The following is a 20,845-nucleotide window of genomic DNA, read 5'->3' as shown; positions in this document are numbered from 1 at the left end:
TTATGTTTTATAGTTAGGGATATTGTCAATATACGATACGTTGGATAAGCATTATGAGGTATTTGTCTATTAAGTGTTCTTTTGTTTTTATTTATTCATTAATTAATTATTTTAATTTTTGTTTGTTTTAAGTTTGCTTTTTATGAATGATAGAAATAGGCAAGAATTAAACAGGATTGTGTCTATAAATAGAAAGTAGATTCATATATATTTGCATCACTTAAGTTATGTTGCTAAAAGTTATAAACACTGAAATATACAGTATTTGAATAGCTTCTTTTTTACTGATACTTTTGTTTTAATGCATGATATAAATAAATTTGATGAGTGCAGACAAATAAAATATTTTTTAAGTTGATGTAATAACCTAATGTTTTTACATCATAAATGTGGAGAAAAAACATGACAATAAATGTTCTTGGTTATGCTGCAAAAACCGCTAAAGCCAATTTAGAGCCTTATCATTTTGAGCGCAGAGACCCTCGTCCGAATGATGTGGTTATTGATATTCTTTATTGTGGCGTGTGTCATTCTGATCTACATCATGTGAATGGCGATTGGTCAACTCTTTACCCTGTGGTTCCTGGTCATGAAATTATTGGCCGTGTTGTGCGTGTTGGTGCTCAGGTTACTCGTTTTAAAGTTGGTGATGCTGTTGGTGTAGGGTGCATGGTTGATTCTTGCCAGCATTGTAACCCTTGTGAGCATGGACTAGAACAGTATTGTGAAGAAGGAGCAACACTCACTTATAACAGTCTGGATCGCCATGATCAAATGCCTACTTTTGGTGGTTATTCTGACAAAATTGTGGTCAGCGATAAATTTGTTTTACATATTCCTGATGCAATGGAGCTTAAAAGTGCAGCGCCTTTATTATGTGCCGGCATCACAACATGGTCTCCATTACGTCATTGGCAGGTGAAGGAAGGCAGTAAGGTAGCGGTTGTTGGTCTTGGTGGATTGGGACATATGGCCATTAAATTGGCAAAAGGGCTAGGGGCTCAGGTTACCTTGTTTACTCGATCTGCTGGCAAAGAGGCTGATGCACAGCGTTTAGGGGTAGATAAAATAGTCATTTCACAGGATGAAAGCCAGATGGCATCTGTTAAAGGGCAATTTGATTTAATTATCGATACTGTACCTTATGTTCATGATCTTAATGCTTATATTCCAACTTTGTCCTTAAGCGGTACCATTGTTTTAGTTGGGTATCTAGGTGATTTAGAACCAACATTAAATACAGCTCCTTTGGTGATGGGACGAAAATCAGTTGCTGGTTCTGTTATTGGTGGAATTGCAGAAACTCAAGAAATGTTGGATTTTTGTGGGCAACACGGCATTACTTCAGATGTAGAGATAATCAATATACAAGATATTGATAAAGCCTATCAACGTATGCTCAAAAGTGATGTTAAGTATCGTTTTGTGATTGATATGGCTTCTTTAAAAAATCAATAATACTTTCTTATATTCTCCATCATATTAAGTCAGGGCTGATTGAATAAATCAGCCCTGACTTAATCATATTCAATCAATTGATAGTTAAATTTTTTAAAATATTCTAAATATTAAGAAATAAACTTTTGCATTTTTTTTATCTTTGAAATTGTTGATTTAAAATTTTTGAATTAAAAAAATAACTTAAAAGTGTTGTTTTTTGTTGGTGTTTTTTGTAAAATTTTATTAAAAAAATGAATGTTGAATATTTGTATATACATTAATTTTTATTTTTGTTTATTATAATACTGTCTTTTAATAAAAAATGAATATGCCTTATGTTTAAAGTTAAACCTTTAGTTGCTGAATTAATCTTACTTCTTTCTTCTTGTTCTGTTTATGCAGCAGCACCTACAGTTACTGTTAGTGATGATGGTACAACTATTACCTATCAAGGAGGCACAGTTAATGGCGCTATTGTAGAAAGTGGCAATATTAAAAAATTAGTGGTTAATGGGGCTGAACTGAATAATGGCAATACTTCATTACGGAATCCTTCCCTAATTAGTTTGGGGGGAACAAATGGTTCTGACACATCTAATAGAGATTATGGTAATTTAGAAGTAGAGGTTGATAAAGATACTAAAATTACCGCAAATAATGGGACAGGGGGTTTGTCTGGTATTTATGTACGTACAGACACAGTTGGTTCTCTGTCTAAAGTCACATCTGGCGCTACCATTAATATGACTGCGCCAACATCGTTTGTAAGAGGTATTTTGGTTGAGAATAGCGGTGGAAATAGTTCACTTGATTTAACTGACAGTAGTGATATCACCATAAATGGAGGAGGCTCTATAGGGGTTAGTGTTAGTGCAAAAAATAATGCCCAAATTGTTAACCTTGGTAAAATTACTTTAAATGGTGATTATGGTATGGCAATTTCTGCTGTTTCTGCTGCTGGACAAATTAGATCAACGGGCACTATTACCACAACAGGTTTAAGTAATACAGGTATTTCGTTTAATAGCCAAGGCACTAGTGGTGATACACCGAGCATTATTGCTGGAGGCAATATTACGATAGGCCAAGATTATGGCAATATTATTACCAATGGTGCTTCTGGTAGTAGAGCAATTGTGCTCACTGCTGTACATCAAGATTTAAGTCGTATTGTTTATGATGACAAACAAAGCAGTATTAATATTAATGCTGGTTCAACAGGTAGTTTATCTGCTGGTATTCTTCATACAAATAATGGCGGCGGTAGAAATGTTATTATTGCCAATATGGACAGTATCAATGTTAAAGGAGACAACAGTGCTGCCATTATAGCAGAATCTAAAGGTGGCAGTGGGGAAACCGATATAAAGGTAAATGGTAATATAAATATGTTAGGTGCCAATACTTATGGTATGAAGGTTTCTAATATCAATACTGGAGGGGCTATTTCTGTTGGGCACACAGGTAACATTGATATTACAGGAACAAGTAATGCTTCAAATATTGGTATCTCAGCTGTTTCTGCAACGGGGACTTCTATTGTCAGTATGGCTGGGTCAATGAATATTAAGTCTGATAACGCAAAAGGAATTATTGCGTCAGCAACAAGTAATGGTTCCGCTTCGATTGTGTTTACTGATCCAAACCAAAATATACGTTCATCTTTAAATATTGAGTCCTTAGGTAATTCTACAGCAAATGATTTAATTGGTTTAACAGCACAATCAAAAGGTGGCGCAACAAATAGTTCCCAGATCCAAGTTAGCTATGTTGACTCTCTTATAGTGACTGGTGAAGGTAATACAACAGTTGCATTTGCTGATGGTACATTAGGTACTGCTTCTGTTGTCAATATCAGTGATGCCAATTCAATTATAGCCAACTCATTAATAGGTCAAGCAACAGCGATTTCAGCACGATCTTCCAACCAAGATACTACAGCGATATTGATGAATAGTAAGGAGTTAAAGGCCATATCAGAAAATGGGCGTGCTATAGGGGTGGATGTTTCATCAGCCAATAACGGAAAAGTAAATGTCCTTGCAATGAATACTGCGCTAATTCAAGCAGATTCAGTAGATGGTATCGCAATTAGAACAGTGAGTGATTATGGTGAAAACAATGTGTCTATTTTTGGTGACAGTAAAGTTCAAGGTGGGCGAGGTATTAATGGGGCAGGGATTGATATTACTGCAGGAACAGGAAATGTAAATCTGACTAATTTTGGTGGCAACATTACTTCTGATAATGACCAAGCCATTATTATCCGTAATAGCCGCCCAGTATCAGGTGTCACTACTGTGATGAATACAGGCACAGTTTTAGGTTATGTGACTTTAAATGGCAATAATGTGACTGTTAATAATGAACAAGGCGGTATTTTTGCATTGCAGAATTTTGGCCCCAATGGTCAAGTTAAAGATACTGTACATTCTATTATAGGCTCAGATACAACAGGCGTATTTAATAATCGAGGTACAGTTAAATTTGCAGACAAAAATTTTACAGGTAGTTACGCGAACTTAAATACTGCAGCTGTGATTAATGTAGGCACATTTAATAATAGTGGTGTCATTGATTTAAGTACCAATGGCCTAGTGAGATCTAATGCTCCTGTACATAGTGATTATATTGGTAATACTTTAACCATTAATGGTAATTATGTATCCGATGGTGGACAAATTATTGTTAATACCCTGATTGGTCAAAATAATTTAATTGATGGCAAAAGTGACCGCTTAATTGTTAATGGTGATGTTCAAACAGGTGTTGGCGGGGCAACTTTTGTTTCTATACGCCCAACAACAGACAGCATCAATACACTGATCAGTAATCCCGATTATGGTATTAAAATTATTGAGGTCAATGGCAGTAGTTCAGATGATGCTTTTACCTTAAAAGACCCAGTATATGCAGGTAAATATGAATATGTTTTAACTCAAGCAGCAAATGCCACTCATGATCAAAGTTGGTATTTAAGTAACACTGCTTTGCCAGAACCAGAACCAGAACCAGAACCAGAACCAAATCCAGAGCCAACGCCTAACCCAGGGGGAAATGGATCAGAAGAAAATAAATATATAAACCCTTCTGTTGGTGCTTACTTAGCCAATCAAACTGCTGCCACAGAACTATTTAGAATGTCATTATTTAACCGGTTAACAGGTCAATCTGCCCAAGAAATAGATGCAACACAAAAACATACTTGGTTTTATTCTAAAATGGCTTATAACAAATACAATACTGTCCAGAATGCTTTAAATAACCGTTCGCAAAGTTATATGTTTAAACTTGGTGGTGATTTGGTGACGCATGAGCTAAAAGAATCTGGATATGTGCATGTTGGTGTAATGGCAGGTTATGGATATGATCAAAATACCAGTACCTCCAAAAAAACAGGCTCTAAGGTAAAGGGACATATCAATGGATATAATTTGGGTGGATACCTGACCTATTTTGCTCATTCAGATATTCAGAGCGGCTTATATATTGACACTTGGACCCAAATGAGCTGGTTTAAAAATGAAGTGAAAGGTAGAGGGGTCTTCGGCACAAACACCTATGACAGTACATTATGGAGTAACTCTATTGAAATAGGGTATGGTTTGCCAATTGTTCAGAATAAAAGCCACACATGGCTGATTACGCCGCAGCAACAATTTGTTTACAATGTATATGATGCTGATAGTCATTATGATCAAAATGGTTTGTCTGTTACCAATCATAAGGCCAATGGTTTGATTAGCCGTACAGGTCTACGCTTACATGGCGTAAGCCATTCTCAGAGCTCTATGATTGAACCTTTTGTAGAGGTTAATTGGGTAAATAGTTCAGCAAAATATCAATTATCATTTAATGGCTCCGATGAGCATGATGGTCTGCCAGAAAACCGTTATGAGGCTAAATTAGGGTTACAAGGAAATTTAACCAAACAATGGGGTGTATCGGCAGATGTAACAGGTACATGGGGTGCCAACAGTTATAAAGCTTATCAGGCTCAATTTAATGTTCATTATATTTTTTAGTCATTGTGTGTTTTAGTATAAAGGCTTGTTTGTGTGAATCAAACAAGCCTTTATTTTTGATCAGATCATATTTTTGAACTGAATGATTTATTGTTTGTTTGAGTCCGTTAACCAAAAGCGCTTTTGACTAAATTTTGCACGATTCAAACATATGCTGACATAACGTTGTCAGTAGTGTTGTTATATGATGGCTTCATTGCTTTTTAACCACTTCAAAATATGGAGCCAAATAATGACACAAGAAGTTATTTTTTATACCCACCCAATGTCTCGTGGATGCACTATACGTTGGGTTCTAGAAGAAATTGGACAACCGTATCAAACTCAGCTACTGGAGTATGGTACAACGATGAAAGCACCTGAATTTTTAAACATTAATCCTGTGGGTAAAGTACCTGCCATCAGTCATCAAAACACTATTGTGACAGAAACTGCTGCAATTTGTGCCTATCTTGCTGATGCCTTTCCTGATGCGCATTTAGCACCATTACCAAATGATCCTAAAAGAGGGGCTTATTATCGTTGGTTGTTTTTTGCCTCTGGCCCTTTAGAAATGGGGATGACCAATCAGCAAATGGGATTTAATGTTACAGAAGAACAAAAGAAAATGGTTGGTTATGGTCAAGTGGATGAGATGCTGACTATACTAGAAACAAGACTTGCTCAAAATACTTATTTATTGGGTAGTCAATTTACCGTAGCAGATATTTATGTTGGCTCTTTCCTTGGATGGGCGATGTATACTGAAATGATTCATAAACCAGATGTGTTTGTTCGTTATTATGAGACTCTTCAAGCTAGGCCTGCTGCTATTCGAGCAAAAGATATAGATGATCGTTTGTGGGCTCAGATGTCATCATAATTAAAAAAAATAATTGATTGATCTAATTTTGGTTTTCTTGTTTTGTGTGAAGTTAAACAGGAAAACCAAAAGTGTTTATGTTAGGCCTTGTTTTTGTTATGATATAAAATATCATTACGTTGATTCATCAGTATGAGTATTTTTTCTAAATGAAAAATAAAATAAGATTCCCTCGTGCACCTAAACATCCAGAGCGTATTTGCTGGGGATGCGATAAGCTTTGTGCCACTCATGAAATGTTTTGTGGCAATGGTTCTGACCGATCACAACACCCAATGGAGCTATTGGGTGAAGATTGGTATGAGTATTTGACAGAAGAAGATAAAGCCAAAATAAATATTGTATAATTTATATATTCTGTCATTCATTGAACTAGGGGCCATTATCAAATCTTGATAATGGCCCCTAGTTCAATATCTTGGTGATTTACTTATGATGCAAATAAGTGCCATACTAATTTTTGGTACTTAAAAAAGTAAATGGTTTTGTGCTCATAAATTGTTTGGTTGCATCGCCTGAATAGATATGACTTTGATTTGGCCCAAGTTCCAGTTTTTTGACTTGACCTGTTTCTTTGCTAAAATTCACTTCTTTTAAATCTACCCAAAAAATATTTGGTGAAATAGCTGATTCAAAAAAATAAAGTTGGTTTTTATGGTCAAATACCGTCCGCCAACGAGTAGATGAAATATTAGGTTCTTCTTCTGTATTTAAACCATAAGGAACAGAGACATTGCGAATCACACTAAAGACGCTGGCAATTGATTCTTTGGCATTATCTGTTTTTGGTATGGCATTAATATAAAAGGAGGCACGAGCAAAACGGTCTGCGGCACGGTTTGTACCTGGCAGCATAACTGTTCCTCCTATATCCTTCCAATAAGACACAAGTGCCAGTTGTTGGTCATAAGTTGGAGAGTTTGTCATCACCTGATATTGACGATCATGATGAATCACTTGCTTACCATTGATATATTCGATAATTGCACTGTCTCCTGTGCTATCGGACATCGACAGATGCAAAGTCGCCAAACGTTTTTCTCCTGGAACAAAATCGGTCACAACAATAAATGGTTCTTTCTCTAAGGCTTTGACTGCTTCGTCTACTGTCGCAAAATTATCCAATACATACTGTGCCCAAATCGCCAGACTGAGTTTGGGCTTATTTGAATTTTTTTCATAAGGATATTGAGATTCAACTAACCATAAAAGGTTGGCATTCAGACCTTTTTCGTTGACGCCATCTGTAGAAGAAATATCATAACCTGAAGCAATGACGCTTCCATATTTAGAGACCCACTTTATGGTATTAGGGCCTGTATTGCCAATGCGTTCCATTCCTCGAGGAAAAATCCATAAATTTGTGCCCACATCACTTTTCCAATCCATAGATCGTGCTGTAATAATATGGTTGTCTTTGCCTAGATAAACAACTCTGGTACATGCGAGCATAAAAGGGCTTGTTGTCAGGAGCACAGAGAATACAGTAAAAGATACGAGAATTTTTGAGTATAATGAGTGAACAATATGTGTAACCATTTTGGGTCTACCTGTTTGTTTTATTGGTGTTTGTTGGTATTTTACCCATATAAAAATACATGGATAGATTTGTTATTTTAAATATTTTTGAAACAAAATCAACAAAATTATTCGATTTTTTTAATTTTAATTATTTAAAATCTATTTATATTGTATTAGATTGGGCTGTTTAAGTTTAATCGTGATACTCCAAAAATGAATCATTTTATTTTTAATTTTGTGCTTAATATTTTTTTAATATTTCTATGCTTTAATAGAGCATATTAAAGTGATGTTTTGATAAGGAGTCAATATGAAAAAAAATCTTGCGGTTATATGTGTTCTAGCGACAACCAGCCTTTTATCTTTACCTGTATATGCACAAGGATACTCAGGTACGCAACAAGGAGGTGGATATACAGGATCTTCTAACGTTCAGGTAAGCACTATTGCTCAAGCGAAAAATTTAGTTGATGACAGTTATGTTGTTTTACGTGGAAAATTGGTTCAACAAATAGATTCAGAAAAGTATTTGTTAAAAGACAATACTGGAGAAATTGTCGTAGAAATTGATCATGATAAATGGGGTGGCTTAAATGTTGGCCCTAATGATTTAGTTCAGATTAAAGGAGAAATTGATAAAGATTGGCATTCTCTTGAAGTAGATGTCGATTTTATTCAAAAAGTGAATTAAATTTTTTATTTCTTATCCTTTTGTTTTTAAAAAGCCAACAAGATATGTTGGCTTTTTTTGTTGCTAATAGATAAACCAATAATTTTGCATATATCAGCTTCGTTGACAAATTAGTTAAATGATTTTGTGTAAATCATAAGTTTTTTATTGTTCTGTTTCCTTCCAATAGAATTACCGAAATTAATACCGAATATTAAATTGTTCATTGTTTTTCATTTTTATTTAAACGTTATAATTTTAATTTAAAATATATATGTTTTATGAGTATTAAAAAATCAATAAAAATAAATTGTTGTTTTATATAATTAAAAGTTTAATTGAAAATATTTTGAGCTTATTTAACGTAAAAAAATACAAAATTATTTGGTTTTTTATATTTAAGTTCAAATGTTTATTAATTTGGTTTTTATGGTCAGTATTTTAGATTCCATTAGATTAAATTTTTGATTTGAAAGAATATTATGGTTACAAATAAATACAAAATTTTATTTGCTGGTGATGTCGGCACAGGAAAAACAACCGCTATTCGAACCATCAGTGATATTGACACAGTAGATACAGATGTTAATGCATCGGATGCCCATATTATTGGGAAAAAAAATACAACGGTTGCTTTTGATTATGGAGAGGTTACATTGCCATATTTACAGCAAAAATTACGTCTATATGGGATTCCAGGACAACCTCGATTTTCATTTATGTGGGAGATGTTGGCCGAAGGTATTATTGGCACTGTGTTATTGGCCGATAACAGTAAACCAGACTCTATTAAAAATGCTCGAACCTTCATTAAGTCTTATTTACCTATTTTAAATCAAACAAAAACGTCAATTATATTAGGCATTACTAAAATTGATCTTGCTGTTGAATATGAAATTGAAAAATACCAAAATATGCTTTTGGAGTGCAATGTTTGTGCTCAAGTGCATACGATAGATGCCCGAAATAAAGAAGATATTCTTTTTTTGATTAATTCATTGTTAAAACAAGAATTAAAGTCGTATCTGTTAAAAACAAATAATATCGCAACCACATGTAATTAAAATAGATTCATTATGTTTTAATTACATGTGGTTGTATGAATAAGAGCAAAATTGAAGTATTAAAGTGAAGGGGAATGGCTTTGGAAAAAATTTTATCTTGGATAAATAAACGAATAAACGGAGAAGAAATACCTCTTGATATACCCGCTCAGCATCAAGATTTGGGTAGTATATTTTTAGAAGAGGCAATTGTATTTCATGTTAATTGGCGAATGAGGTGGTTAGATACTTTAAGTAAAAGTCAAAATTTAAATCCAGACGAAGTTTGCTTAGACCATATTTGTGAGGTGGGGAAATGACTTTATGGAGAGGGCGGTTCACGACACAGTGACTTATCCGAATATTTGACATTTAAAGAGTTACATGCACAATTTCACCAATGTGCTGCTGATATCGTTGTTGCTCATGAGGAGGGCTATTTTGTAGAGGCGTTTAGTTTAGCTAAAAATGATTTGGTTTCTCTTTCTGAGCAGATTGCTATGGCTATAGTTCAATTACTACAAGCAATTCAGGCTAGGGTTTACTGATATTGTTAAGAAATAAATTTTTTTGTTCACATGATGTTACTTATTCTTTATAAGGGAGTTTTAATATGGCTGATTTAGAAACAAGTTTAAATGAAATTATGGCGTTAGATGGCGCGTTATGTTGTAGTATTGTTGATAGTAATAATGGTATGTTGATGGCAGGTAATGGCTCTGGTCTTGATATCGAAATTGCTTCGGCAGGTAATTCTGAGGTAGTGAAGGCTAAATTAAACACAATGAAAATGCTAAAATTGAATGATGTAATTGAAGATATATTAATTACTTTAGGTAAGCAATATCATATTATTCGTCCTATCACAACAATATCAGGGGTGTTTGTTTATGCCGTTTTAGATAAAAATAAAGCAAATTTAGCTTTGGCGCGCCGTAAAATTCAGGATATAGAACAAGTGTTGCAATTTTAATTCTATAGATAAATTAAAATTACCAGTAATATACAATTGGATAGCCCTTATTATGCTTAAAATAAGGGCTTGTTTTTTATTATTAAAATATATATTTTGGGAAAGTATTACTTTTTTTCAAAATTAACATTAGGTTGAGACTTGATAAAAAGAGTTGTTGGATATTGCAATATTGTTTTTGAATATTGCAATATCGTTGGTTATTTTTTAGTGCTTAATTGAGTATAGCTTGTCATCAGATTTTGATAATCAGAAATATGTTTGCCAAATAGGCTTGCTAATCCTTCAACATCATTACGCCAGTCACGATGTAGTTCACAGGCGACACCAAACCAATTCATTAGTTGTGCACCAGCTTGTGACATACGATCCCAAGCAGCTTGGCGAGTAATTTCGTTAAATGTACCAGAGGCATCAGTAACCACAAATACATCAAATCCTTCTTCAATGGCTGATAATACAGGAAAAGCAACGCATACTTCAGTAACAACACCCGCAATAATAAGTTGTTTTTTGCCTGTTGCTTTGACTGCTTTAACAAAATCTTCATTATCCCAGGCGTTAATATTACCTGGACGAGCAATATAGGGGGCCTTAGGAAAAATTTCTTTTAGCTCAGGCATGAGGGGGCCATTGGGGCCAGATTCAAAGCTAGTGGTTAAAATAGTGGGTAATTTAAAGTAGTGTGCAAGATCTGCTAAGGCCAACACATTATTTTTAAAGCGATCTGGTTCTATGTCTCTGACTAATGATAAAAGACCTGCCTGATGATCTACTAAAAGCACGGTCGCTTCGTTTTTATCCAGCCGAATGTATTTTTTCATAATGATCTCCTTAACTTCAGTGTAAAAAACATTATTTTTATAGGATACCAATTTTATTTTGAAAATAAAATTTTCAATTATTCTAACAATTTTTTGCATTATTATGGTTTTTATTTTAAATTTATTTTTTAAATAAGAAGGTGATTTTTTATCTATATAAGTGGTTTTTTAAATAGACTACTATTTGTATGTAAATTAAATAGTTTTTTTAAGAAAAATAGATGATAAATTACTTTATTTTTTAAGGAAGTTTGATTTTTATTTAACAAATGAATTTTAATCAGACAAAACATTAATTCATCATTGATAATAGATAAATTTAAATAAATTATCTTTAATGGTCGCTATTTAGATTTCGATAGCAAGATAACTGCTAGCATAATACAGATCATGCCAAACCAGTCTAAGGCACCAAAAGACATATTCAATAATAAAACCGAAAATAAAGCTGCAGCTAAAGGCTCTGTCGAAGACAATAAACTGACTTTACTGCCACCAATATATTGCACGCTAACCAAATATAAATAAAAAGTAATTAAAGAACCGAAGATCACCACAAATATAGTCGCAGCCAATGCATAAATATCCCACACTCCCTTGATGTGCCAAGGTGGGTAAAAAAAGCTAAGTAGTATACCCCCAATGAACATGGCCCAACCAATGATAATTGAAGTATGCCATTTTTTAATCAGTTTACTTGGGTATAAAGTATAAAAAGTCACAGCTAAAGCTGAAGATATGCCCCACCAAAATGCTTCTGTGGAAATAGACAGAGAATGGACATTACCATGCGTCACCATAAAAAATGAGCCTGTAAGTGCAAAAATAACCGCAACAAAATGCAGTAAAGAGGGACATTTTTTTTGTTGAAGGGAAACAACCAATAAAATAAAAACAGGGTTTAAAAATAGAAGCACAGTTGCTGTTGCTGCGTTAGAATGTTTAATGGCCATGAAAAAGGTCAATTGAGCTGCCAGCATACCAAAAATAGAAAACAATAATAAAGAAATTATTGCTTTTAAATCTGAGAAAATAAGAAAGATTTGCTTGCCTTTTTGGGTATAAGCAATCATCAGTAACAATAAACCGGGAACCAACAGCCTTATAGTCACCAGCCATTCTGGGCTAAATGAGCGTTGTTGAAATAAAAATTGACCAAATACGCCAGAGAGTCCCCAAAATGTGGCGGAAATAATGGCAAATACGGTTCCCTTGATTTGATTGCTACTCATACTGATACCTAGTTTGTATAGATTATTTATATTTTAGTCTATACAACTTATTTTTCCCATTCATGTTCCTTGGCTTTACGCGCAAAATACAGACCAAGTAAAGAGATTAAACCACAGCCAATTAAATAAAATGCGGGTGCATTTGGGTTATTGGTCCATTTGATGAGTAAGGCTGCAAAAAATTGAGCAAACCCACCAAAAATAGCAATAGCCACACAATAGGAGATCGATAAGCCTGTTGCACGAATGGATTTAGGCAATAGTTCTGTCACCACGACCATTGTTGCGGGAGAAGTCACAGATAATGGAATCGATAAAATTGACACCATAGCCAATACCACACCTATTGTTTGATAGTGGGTAATGACCAAAAAACATGGGTAGGCAATAATCAATAAAAATATGCGTGACAGTAAAACCAAACGACGATGTCCAATTTTATCACTAAGCATACCCGAAAAAGGGGATAGGACAACTTGTACTAAAGATGCTGCCACACCTGTCATAATGGCATAAAAAGGCGCGAGCATTAAAACAGTCATCGCATAATTGCTTAAATAATAAATAATGATATAAGTTGAAGAAGCCAAACCAATCATTAATAAAATACAAGCGGTTAGGGCATAAGCGTGTTCAGTAAACAATGAACGTAAAGCTTTTGATTCATTGTATTCACTTGGCGCTACATCTGCTGTTTCGGGTAGTTTTCTTCGAATAAATATACCAACAGGAATAATGATGACACCAACTAAGAACGCTATTCTCCAGCCATAACTGATGAGTGCTTCAGGGGATAAAATACCTGTTAATGTTACCCCAACAAGTGCGGCAACTAAAGAGCCAAATCCTTGACTAAAACCTGCCCAACTGGCATAAAAACCTCTTGAGCCTTTATCGGCAAACTCCATAAGAAAAGCCGTAGAAGCGCCCATTTCACCACCAATGGCAAACCCTTGAACAAGTCTGGCTAATAAAATCATGATGGGCGCCCATACCCCGATTTGGGCATAGGTTGGTGTGAAAACAAAGACTAAAGAACTCAGCCCCATCAACCATAAAGTCAATGCTACAGCAGGTTTTCGGCCATATTTATCAGCATACAGCCCAATAATAATACCGCCTAAGGGACGCATTAAAAAACCCACGCCAAATGTTGCGAAAGATAAGAGCAGTTGACCTGTTTTGTCTTCTATTGGGAAATATAGCTCCCCAATCATTTTGGCAAAAAAACTATATACAACAAAATCATAGAATTCTAAACCGTTACCAATAGTAATTGACGCAATGGTTTTTGGCTTAGAAAGAGTGGAAGCATTACTAGGTGCAGAATTTTGTGTGAATTCAGTGCTCATAATTTACATCTCTTTCAATGAAAAAAGTAATAAATTTAACAAAAATTTCTAGTAAAACATGGAGTTGATATTAAGACAGTGTTTAATAAAAAGTAGAATGCTCTCCTTAATTAATATTTATTATTATGGATAATTGAAATTATAATTTGCGTTATACCTGTATAGATATATCCTGTCAAATATTAAAATTGGGTATTGTGTTTTATAAAATAAATAAAATTCAATAGATTATATCAATATTAAAATTGATTTTTTGTGGGTTTTTGCTACTCTAATCATTCAAGAATATAGCTTTGAGTGAATTTTAGGCGTAATGGTAAGATATACTTGTATATAAATTTTGATTAATTAATATGAGGGATAATTTGAAATTTTTATTATTTATAATAGCTGTTCTTATTAAAATTTAATATTTAAAAATAATTAACTTAAAGAGCTTATAATAAGCAAATAATTTTTTTAAAAATAAACTATCTGGGTATTTTAAAGGTGTTTTATTTGTTTCATACTATCTAATCATTAACATACTACTCAAAATAAATGTGAAATAATTCTGGCTAAGTTTCATCAATTAATGATAAATTTGCTAAAATAATCAAATGCTTTTTTGCAACAATTATTTTTATAAATATTAAGGTGGCGCTATGTTTGAAAAGGTTGAGTTTTATGCAGGTGATCCAATTTTATCTTTAGTTCATGATTTTAATAATGATAAAAGAGATAATAAAATTAATTTAAGTATTGGTTACTATTATGATGAGCAAGGTATTGTTCCTCAGCTAAATTGTGTGAGTAAGGCTATTGATACACTTTATCAAACACAAAAAAATGCTGCACTTTATTTACCAATGAGTGGCTTACCAGCATATTGTAGTGCGATTCAATCTTTATTGTTTGGTTCAGATCATAGTGCAGTAAAATCTGAGCGAGTAGCAACGGTGCAAACACTTGGTGGTTCTGGTGCTTTAAGAGTTGGCGCTGATTTTCTATATCGTTATTTTCCATCTTCTCAAGTATGGGTGAGTGATCCAACTTGGGAGAATCATGTTGCTATTTTTAGTGGCGCTGGATTTAAAGTGAATTCTTACCCTTATTTTGATGATAAAACAGGTGGTGTTAACTTTGACGGAATGCTACAAACGATTAGTAGTTTGCCTGCTAAAAGCATTATCTTACTGCACCCTTGCTGTCACAACCCAACTGGAGCAGATTTATCTACAGAACAGTGGGATCAACTGATTGCTGTTTTAAAAGAGAAAGATTTGATTCCTTTTATGGATATAGCTTATCAAGGGTTTGGTAAAAGTATAGAAGAAGATGCTTATGCTATTAGAGCCTTAGCATCTTCAGGATTATGTGGCTTTGTTTCAAATTCATTTTCAAAAACATTTTCGCTTTATGGCGAGAGGGTTGGTGGTTTATCTGTTATTTGTGAAGATAACAATGCAGCTAAACGTGTTTTGGGGCAGTTGCAGTTTACCATTAGGTGTAATTATTCGAGTCCAGTTAATACTGGCGCACAGATTGTTTCTCATGTTTTAAATAATCCTGAGCTAAAAGCTTTATGGGTAAGTGAGGTCAACGCCATGCGTGTACGTATCATCAAAATGCGAAATCTGTTGGTGAATACTTTAAAGGAATCAAATCCCAAGCGTAATGTTGACTTTTTATTGCAGCAACAAGGAATGTTTAGTTATACAGGGTTTAATAGTGATCAGGTTGATCAATTAAAAAAGGAGTTTGCTATTTATTTAGTACGCAGTGGCAGAATGTGTGTTGCAGGATTAAATACGCATAATGTAACGCAAGTTGCTCAATCATTTGCTCGAGTTTAGTGAGAACACTAACACTAGAAAATAAATAAAGTAGGAAGTGGTTTATAAAAAATAAGCACCCATATATGGGTGCTTATTTTGATGATTGATAGAAAATGACTGAAATTCTATTATTTTCTAAAAACGATAAGAATAACTTAAACCCACACTAGCGGTATTGTGATCATATGATTGTTTTGTCCAACCTAGTTGTAAGTTTAAAGTAGATTGTTTGGTCACTAGACCTTTAATACCCACACCAACAAAAGGCTGGTTCTTTCTTTGGGCTCCAAAGTCATAAACATGAGCACCAATATAATCAATATGGCCAGTAAAGTTATCTCTTGTTTGATCAAGTTTGATATTGATTCCCGCATCAGCATTGACTGTTACTTTATCTGATAAATAGTACTCTGTTGCCAAACCCAAAGTTAAGGCGGTATTTTTTTCACCTAACTGACCATAGTAGGCTGGAAATTCAGCATCTTTATATTCGTTGTAAGCATCTCTGTTGATTTTGGTATAACGTATGCCAGTATGAGGGAACAAAGTGACTTTATCACTGGCTTTAACGCCATAAGATAGATCCAACTCCAATAACTGGCCATTAATTTTTGTGTTGCCCACACCCGCTTCAGTATTGCTTAATTTTTGTCGACGAATATCAATTTTTTGTTCCTGATAAGCGCCAGAAGCAGTGACATTAAAGCCTGTTTTATCGGTATTTTGTTGGAAGCGCATAAAAGCCCCAATGCCTGGATTAGAAGAACCGCGCGTACCATAGCCATTGGGCAAAGACGAATCAACTAAATAATCAATACTTAACCCTATACTCCATTGAGGTGCTAATTTAATCGCACCAAATAAGCCTGTTGTCCAAGCATGATTGCTTTTAAGTGCATCATAATTGGTAAAGGCGCCCACACAATAAGAGAAGTTATCCAAAGAACATTCGGCTTTACTTAAGCCCATTAGGCGAGAGCGGTATAAATCCAATACTTTATAAGCATCTTTGGCTGCTTGAGTCATGGTTTTATTGGAATTTGTGGCATCGACCGTAATGATTTCAGTTGGGGGTTCGGGATTCCCTGGGTCAACAGAAGCTTGTTTGAATTTCCAAACTACTGCATGAAGATCATTATTATCTGTTTGTGCAAAACCAGCAATTACAGAGCCATCTGCTGAAATCGAAGAAGTGCCTGATTCTCCTGAATTATCAGCTTTTAATGTACCTAAATCAATCATCCCTTCAGAATCAGTATATTTAAATGCACGTTCTTCATCATGATCATTGATGGCGCTTCCTATAATAATGCTGCCATCTATTGAAATACCTTGAGCCCATGAGTCACCAGAAAGGTCTGTTTTAAATGTACCCAAATCAATCATCCCAGTTGCATCGGTGTGTTTAAAAGCACGAAATTCTCCATTAATATTCATTGCTTGACCTACAACGATCTCTCCATTTCCTGATGTTGCATTAGCTGTTGAACTACCAGAATGATCGGGCGCTAAAGTTCCAAGGTTCACCATACCTGTGGCATCAGTATGTTTAAAGGCATGTGAGATATTGGATGTGTTGTATTGTGCTTCTCCCACAACAGTTGAACCATCAGCAGAAACACCTCTTGCGGATGAAGTACCAGAGTGATCGCTTCTTAATGAGCCAAGATCTTTCATCACTCCAACGCCATTAGATTCTGTATATTTAAAAGCATGACTAACATTATCATTATTCAATGCTTGACCTACAATAACAGAGCCATCTGCTGAGATAGCATAAGCCATTGACACACCAAGTTTGTCTGTTCGTAATGTCCCTAAATCGACCATTTTTGTTGAGTCTGTGTATTTAAACGCACGAACTTGGCCATTATCATTCTCAGAGAGTCCCACAATGACAGAGCCATCTGCTGAGGCAGCATTGCCTATTGCCATGCCAGAATGATCGGCTTTTAAAGTACCTAAATCTATTAAGCCATCTGTTGCAGTGTATTTAAAAGCACGATAGATCGTATTGTCATTATTCGATAGACCAACAATGGTTGAGCCATCTGCTGAAACAGCATAGGCCATTGATGTACCAGATTGATCGGTTTTTAAAGTGCCTAAGTCAGATACGTCGAAGTCATTTGCAAAAGTATAAGGAGTCAGTGCAACCGAAACTGCTAAAGGGATCAGTTTTTTGATTGATTTTCTCATTAAGTTTCCTTTCTAAAGTAGGAAAATTTTTTCTTAAAATAAATAATTATAAATGAAGGTTATTTAATTTAAATAATATTAAAAATTAAATAAAAAATTTATTTTTTAAAGGATATTAAATAAAAAATAACTAATTTTTCTGGAGATAAGAATCAATTTAAATCCTTATTAGGTTTATTATATGATTCTTTGTGTTTGGTTTGATAGTAAAAATTTACTGATTATTTGATAATGTTTGTAAATTTTGTTTTTTTAAATGGAGTGATGATTTATTTTATAAAGCATATTTTTATCTATTGTTCGTTTTTTGCATCTATTGTTTTATATGGTGCTTGTGTTCAAAATAAATACAAAGGCATGATGATTGATTCAGTTAAATTGTGTAAATTTATGATTAATGATTATATAAATGAAGCAGTTAGTGAAATATTTTTTGTTGTATAGATGTGTCATGTCGTCGATAAATTCTAGCATAACGGCTTACTATTTTAGGTTGTTGAAGTATCAGACTATATTTAATATCAAAAACAATAAAGCATCTACAACAGATGCTTTATTGTTTTAAGTTAAATTGAGAATCTAATCATTAAAAACGATAAGAATAACTTAAACCCACACTAGCGGTATTGTGATCATAGGATTGTTTTGTCCAACCTAATTGGAGGTTTAAAGCAGATTGTTTGGTCACTAGACCTTTAATGCCCACACCAACAAAAGGCTGGTTCTTTCTTTGGGCTCCAAAGTCATAAACATGAGCACCAATATAATCAATATGGCCAGTAAAGTTATCTCTTGTTTGATCAAGTTTGATATTGATTCCCGCATCAGCATTGACTGTTACTTTATCTGATAAATAGTACTCTGTTGCCAAACCCAAAGTTAAGGCGGTATTTTTTTCACCTAACTGACCATAGTAGGCTGGAAGTTCAGCATCTTTATATTCGTTGTATGCATCTCTGTTGATTTTGGTATAACGTATGCCAGTATGAGGGAACAAAGTGACTTTATCACTGGCTTTAACGCCATAAGATAGATCCAACTCCAATAACTGGCCATTAATTTTTGTGTTGCCCACACCCGCTTCAGTATTGCTTAATTTTTGTCGACGAATATCAATTTTTTGTTCCTGATAAGCGCCAGAAGCAGTGACATTAAAGCCTGTTTTATCGGTATTTTGTTGGAAGCGCATAAAAGCCCCAATGCCTGGATTAGAAGAACCGCGCGTACCATAGCCATCGGGCAAAGACGAATCAACTAAATAATCAATACTTAACCCTATACTCCATTGAGGTGCTAATTTAATCGCACCAAATAAGCCTGTTGTCCAAGCATGATTGCTTTTAAGTGCATCATAATTGGTAAAGGCGCCCACACAATTTTTAAAGTGCCTAAATCTATCATGCCTTCTGAGTTTGTATATTTAAAAGCATGACTGAAACCATTATCATTATCAGCTTCCCCAACAATGATATTGCCATCTGCTGAAATAGCATAGGCTATCGAATTGCCGGAATGATCAGTTTTTAATGTACCTAAATCTATTAGCCCTGTTGAGTCTGCGTGTTTAAAAGCGCGATATTCCCCATTATCATTTGCGGCATAACCCACAACAATAGCTCCATTTGCAGAAGCTGCTTGTGCATATGAAGAACCAGAATTGTCTGATTTGAATGTACCTAAATCCACCATATCTGTAGCTTCAGTATGCTTAAAGGCATGATTGTCGCCAGAAGAGTTATAGACAGATTGTCCCACAACAGTTGAACCATCAGCAGAAACACCAATTGCCACGGATACACCAGTGTTATCGCTTCTCAATGAACCAAGGTCTTCCATAGTACCAATACCTTGAGAGTTTTCTGTATATTTAAATGCATGGCTAACATTATTATTATTAGTAGCTTGACCTACAATGACAGAACCGTCTGCTGAAACGGCTAGAGCATACGAGTTACCAGATTTGTCTGTTTTTAAAGTGCCTAAATCAATCATTTTTTTTGAATCAGTATACTTAAAAGCATGATTTTCATTATTATTATTAACCGCAGAACCGACAATAACGGAACCATCTGCTGATATGGCTTTAGCTTCTGATCTGCCAGATTTATCTGTTTTTAAAGTACCTAAATCTTCTAAGCCTTTTGCTTCTGTGTATTTAAAGGCTCGATCAATGTTATTGTTGTTTGGTGCATAACCAACAACAATCGATCCATCTGCTGATACTCCTTGAGCGAATGACATGCCAGAGTGATCTGTTTTAAAAGAACCTAAATCAATTAAATCAAAATCATTTGCAAAAGCATGAGGAGTCATGGAAACCGAAATAGCTAAAGGAATTAGCTTTTTTATCGACTTTCTCATTCAATTTCCTTTCTAAAGAATAAACACATCAATAATGTCTATTCCTTTAATAAAACAATGAATTGTTAAAAATATAACCATTTATTTTTATTGAAAAATTAAGAAATAAATAAAAAATATAAATTTTTTAAAATTTGTTAATAAAAATTAATGGTTGATTGATAGCGTAAAATCTATTAAAAAATGTATTGGTGGGATTATATTCTTATTTGTAATTGTGGTAATAGAAAAAATATATTATACAAGTGATAATGTTTGTAAAATTTATTTTATGTGTTGGTTAATTATTTTTTTTAGATAAATGATGATGTCTTTTATTTTTTTAAAGAGCATTGTTTTTAATGTAATATCATATTTAAAATTAGTATAAAAATATGATGGAAGGTAAGTTAAATTATGTAATTTTATGTGTTTTGGTTATGAGCATTAATATTGTTGATCATGTTTTTTTGGTTATGTTTTGTTGTAAAAATGATTAGAAAAAGATCATTATCTGTTTGATTATGTGTTTTAATGGTTTTTCAAT

The 20,845-nt window shown here is 34.1% G+C and carries 17 protein-coding genes; 10 read left to right on the top strand and 7 right to left on the bottom strand.

Annotated features, from left to right (window positions below; genetic code table 11):
- The first annotated feature begins 402 nt into the window (after positions 1–402).
- The 4 genes from AADH04_RS15060 (at position 403) to AADH04_RS15045 (ending at position 6,674) form a co-directional block, all read left to right on the top strand.
- Entirely contained in the window at positions 403–1,458 is a 1,056-nt protein-coding gene (locus tag AADH04_RS15060) for an NAD(P)-dependent alcohol dehydrogenase (protein WP_434778096.1), read from the top strand.
- Positions 1,459–1,775: 317 nt separating this feature from the next.
- Entirely contained in the window at positions 1,776–5,465 is a 3,690-nt protein-coding gene (locus AADH04_RS15055; RefSeq protein ID WP_434778095.1) for an autotransporter outer membrane beta-barrel domain-containing protein, read from the top strand.
- A 232-nt stretch (positions 5,466–5,697) separates the two neighbouring features.
- A complete protein-coding gene (locus AADH04_RS15050; RefSeq protein ID WP_434778094.1) occupies positions 5,698–6,327 on the top strand; it encodes a glutathione S-transferase family protein in 630 nt (209 codons plus the stop codon).
- 149 nt (positions 6,328–6,476) lie between these two features.
- Complete coding sequence (locus tag AADH04_RS15045; protein WP_434778093.1) at positions 6,477–6,674, top strand: DUF3079 domain-containing protein; 198 nt, start codon at positions 6,477–6,479, stop codon at positions 6,672–6,674.
- A 106-nt stretch (positions 6,675–6,780) separates the two neighbouring features.
- Here the strand turns inward: AADH04_RS15045 and AADH04_RS15040 are convergent, their stop codons facing one another.
- Positions 6,781–7,779: a linear amide C-N hydrolase gene (locus tag AADH04_RS15040; protein ID WP_434778092.1), complete on the bottom strand. Its 999-nt coding sequence runs from the start codon at positions 7,777–7,779 to the stop codon at positions 6,781–6,783.
- Positions 7,780–8,158: 379 nt separating this feature from the next.
- On the opposite strand from AADH04_RS15040, the gene AADH04_RS15035 reads away from it, so the two are divergent.
- From AADH04_RS15035 to AADH04_RS15015, 5 genes are all read left to right on the top strand, one after another.
- Complete coding sequence (locus tag AADH04_RS15035) at positions 8,159–8,539, top strand: YgiW/YdeI family stress tolerance OB fold protein (RefSeq protein WP_434778091.1); 381 nt, start codon at positions 8,159–8,161, stop codon at positions 8,537–8,539.
- Positions 8,540–9,000: 461 nt separating this feature from the next.
- Positions 9,001–9,582, top strand: coding sequence for a GTP-binding protein (locus AADH04_RS15030; RefSeq protein WP_434778090.1), 582 nt, complete (start codon positions 9,001–9,003; stop codon positions 9,580–9,582).
- 74 nt (positions 9,583–9,656) lie between these two features.
- Positions 9,657–9,881 carry a hypothetical protein gene (locus tag AADH04_RS15025; protein ID WP_434778089.1) on the top strand — a complete coding sequence of 75 codons (225 nt, stop codon included), beginning with the start codon at positions 9,657–9,659 and terminating at the stop codon, positions 9,879–9,881.
- A 45-nt stretch (positions 9,882–9,926) separates the two neighbouring features.
- On the top strand, positions 9,927–10,109 hold the full coding sequence (locus AADH04_RS15020; protein WP_434778088.1) for a hypothetical protein: 183 nt from the start codon (positions 9,927–9,929) through the stop codon (positions 10,107–10,109).
- A gap of 65 nt (positions 10,110–10,174) precedes the next feature.
- A complete protein-coding gene (locus AADH04_RS15015; RefSeq protein WP_434778087.1) occupies positions 10,175–10,534 on the top strand; it encodes a hypothetical protein in 360 nt (119 codons plus the stop codon).
- 200 nt (positions 10,535–10,734) lie between these two features.
- Here AADH04_RS15015 and ycaC read toward each other — a convergent pair whose 3' ends face one another.
- From ycaC to AADH04_RS15000, 3 genes are all read right to left on the bottom strand, one after another.
- Entirely contained in the window at positions 10,735–11,358 is a 624-nt protein-coding gene (gene ycaC, locus AADH04_RS15010; RefSeq protein ID WP_434778086.1) for an isochorismate family cysteine hydrolase YcaC, read from the bottom strand.
- A gap of 344 nt (positions 11,359–11,702) precedes the next feature.
- Positions 11,703–12,590 carry a DMT family transporter gene (locus AADH04_RS15005; RefSeq protein ID WP_434778085.1) on the bottom strand — a complete coding sequence of 296 codons (888 nt, stop codon included), beginning with the start codon at positions 12,588–12,590 and terminating at the stop codon, positions 11,703–11,705.
- A 47-nt stretch (positions 12,591–12,637) separates the two neighbouring features.
- Positions 12,638–13,942, bottom strand: a complete 1,305-nt coding sequence (locus AADH04_RS15000) for an MFS transporter (protein WP_434778084.1) — start codon at positions 13,940–13,942, stop codon at positions 12,638–12,640.
- Positions 13,943–14,586: 644 nt separating this feature from the next.
- Here AADH04_RS15000 and AADH04_RS14995 point away from each other — a divergent pair.
- Entirely contained in the window at positions 14,587–15,777 is a 1,191-nt protein-coding gene (locus tag AADH04_RS14995; protein WP_434778083.1) for an aromatic amino acid transaminase, read from the top strand.
- 117 nt (positions 15,778–15,894) lie between these two features.
- Here the strand turns inward: AADH04_RS14995 and AADH04_RS14990 are convergent, their stop codons facing one another.
- The 3 genes from AADH04_RS14990 to AADH04_RS14980 all read right to left on the bottom strand — a co-directional run bounded on the left by AADH04_RS14990 (position 15,895) and on the right by AADH04_RS14980 (position 20,319).
- Complete coding sequence (locus AADH04_RS14990) at positions 15,895–17,958, bottom strand: autotransporter domain-containing protein (RefSeq protein WP_434778082.1); 2,064 nt, start codon at positions 17,956–17,958, stop codon at positions 15,895–15,897.
- 586 nt (positions 17,959–18,544) lie between these two features.
- Positions 18,545–19,330, bottom strand: a complete 786-nt coding sequence (locus AADH04_RS14985) for an autotransporter outer membrane beta-barrel domain-containing protein (protein ID WP_434778081.1) — start codon at positions 19,328–19,330, stop codon at positions 18,545–18,547.
- Positions 19,252–20,319 (bottom strand): hypothetical protein, encoded by a 1,068-nt coding sequence (locus AADH04_RS14980; protein ID WP_434778080.1) that lies wholly within the window; start codon positions 20,317–20,319, stop codon positions 19,252–19,254. Before AADH04_RS14980 ends, AADH04_RS14985 begins: the two co-directional genes overlap by 79 nt.
- Positions 20,320–20,845 lie beyond the last annotated feature (526 nt).

The organism is Neisseria sp. Ec49-e6-T10 (genome assembly GCF_051132615.1).
GTDB lineage: Bacteria > Pseudomonadota > Gammaproteobacteria > Burkholderiales > Neisseriaceae.
This window is presented reverse-complemented; position numbering and strand designations above follow the sequence as displayed.

Excerpts from the sequence above, each read along its gene's own strand:
- AADH04_RS15060 (WP_434778096.1), top strand. The coding sequence starts at position 403 with ATGACAATAAATGTTCTTGGTTATGCTGCAAAAACCGCTAAAGCCAAT.
- AADH04_RS15055 (WP_434778095.1), top strand. The coding sequence starts at position 1,776 with ATGTTTAAAGTTAAACCTTTAGTTGCTGAATTAATCTTACTTCTTTCT.
- AADH04_RS15050 (WP_434778094.1), top strand. The coding sequence starts at position 5,698 with ATGACACAAGAAGTTATTTTTTATACCCACCCAATGTCTCGTGGATGC.
- AADH04_RS15045 (WP_434778093.1), top strand. The coding sequence starts at position 6,477 with ATGAAAAATAAAATAAGATTCCCTCGTGCACCTAAACATCCAGAGCGT.
- AADH04_RS15040 (WP_434778092.1), bottom strand. The coding sequence starts at position 7,779 with ATGCTCGCATGTACCAGAGTTGTTTATCTAGGCAAAGACAACCATATT.
- AADH04_RS15035 (WP_434778091.1), top strand. The coding sequence starts at position 8,159 with ATGAAAAAAAATCTTGCGGTTATATGTGTTCTAGCGACAACCAGCCTT.
- AADH04_RS15030 (WP_434778090.1), top strand. The coding sequence starts at position 9,001 with ATGGTTACAAATAAATACAAAATTTTATTTGCTGGTGATGTCGGCACA.
- AADH04_RS15025 (WP_434778089.1), top strand. The coding sequence starts at position 9,657 with ATGGCTTTGGAAAAAATTTTATCTTGGATAAATAAACGAATAAACGGA.
- AADH04_RS15015 (WP_434778087.1), top strand. The coding sequence starts at position 10,175 with ATGGCTGATTTAGAAACAAGTTTAAATGAAATTATGGCGTTAGATGGC.
- ycaC (WP_434778086.1), bottom strand. The coding sequence starts at position 11,358 with ATGAAAAAATACATTCGGCTGGATAAAAACGAAGCGACCGTGCTTTTA.
- AADH04_RS15005 (WP_434778085.1), bottom strand. The coding sequence starts at position 12,590 with ATGAGTAGCAATCAAATCAAGGGAACCGTATTTGCCATTATTTCCGCC.
- AADH04_RS15000 (WP_434778084.1), bottom strand. The coding sequence starts at position 13,942 with ATGAGCACTGAATTCACACAAAATTCTGCACCTAGTAATGCTTCCACT.
- AADH04_RS14995 (WP_434778083.1), top strand. The coding sequence starts at position 14,587 with ATGTTTGAAAAGGTTGAGTTTTATGCAGGTGATCCAATTTTATCTTTA.
- AADH04_RS14990 (WP_434778082.1), bottom strand. The coding sequence starts at position 17,958 with ATGAGAAAATCAATCAAAAAACTGATCCCTTTAGCAGTTTCGGTTGCA.
- AADH04_RS14980 (WP_434778080.1), bottom strand. The coding sequence starts at position 20,319 with ATGAGAAAGTCGATAAAAAAGCTAATTCCTTTAGCTATTTCGGTTTCC.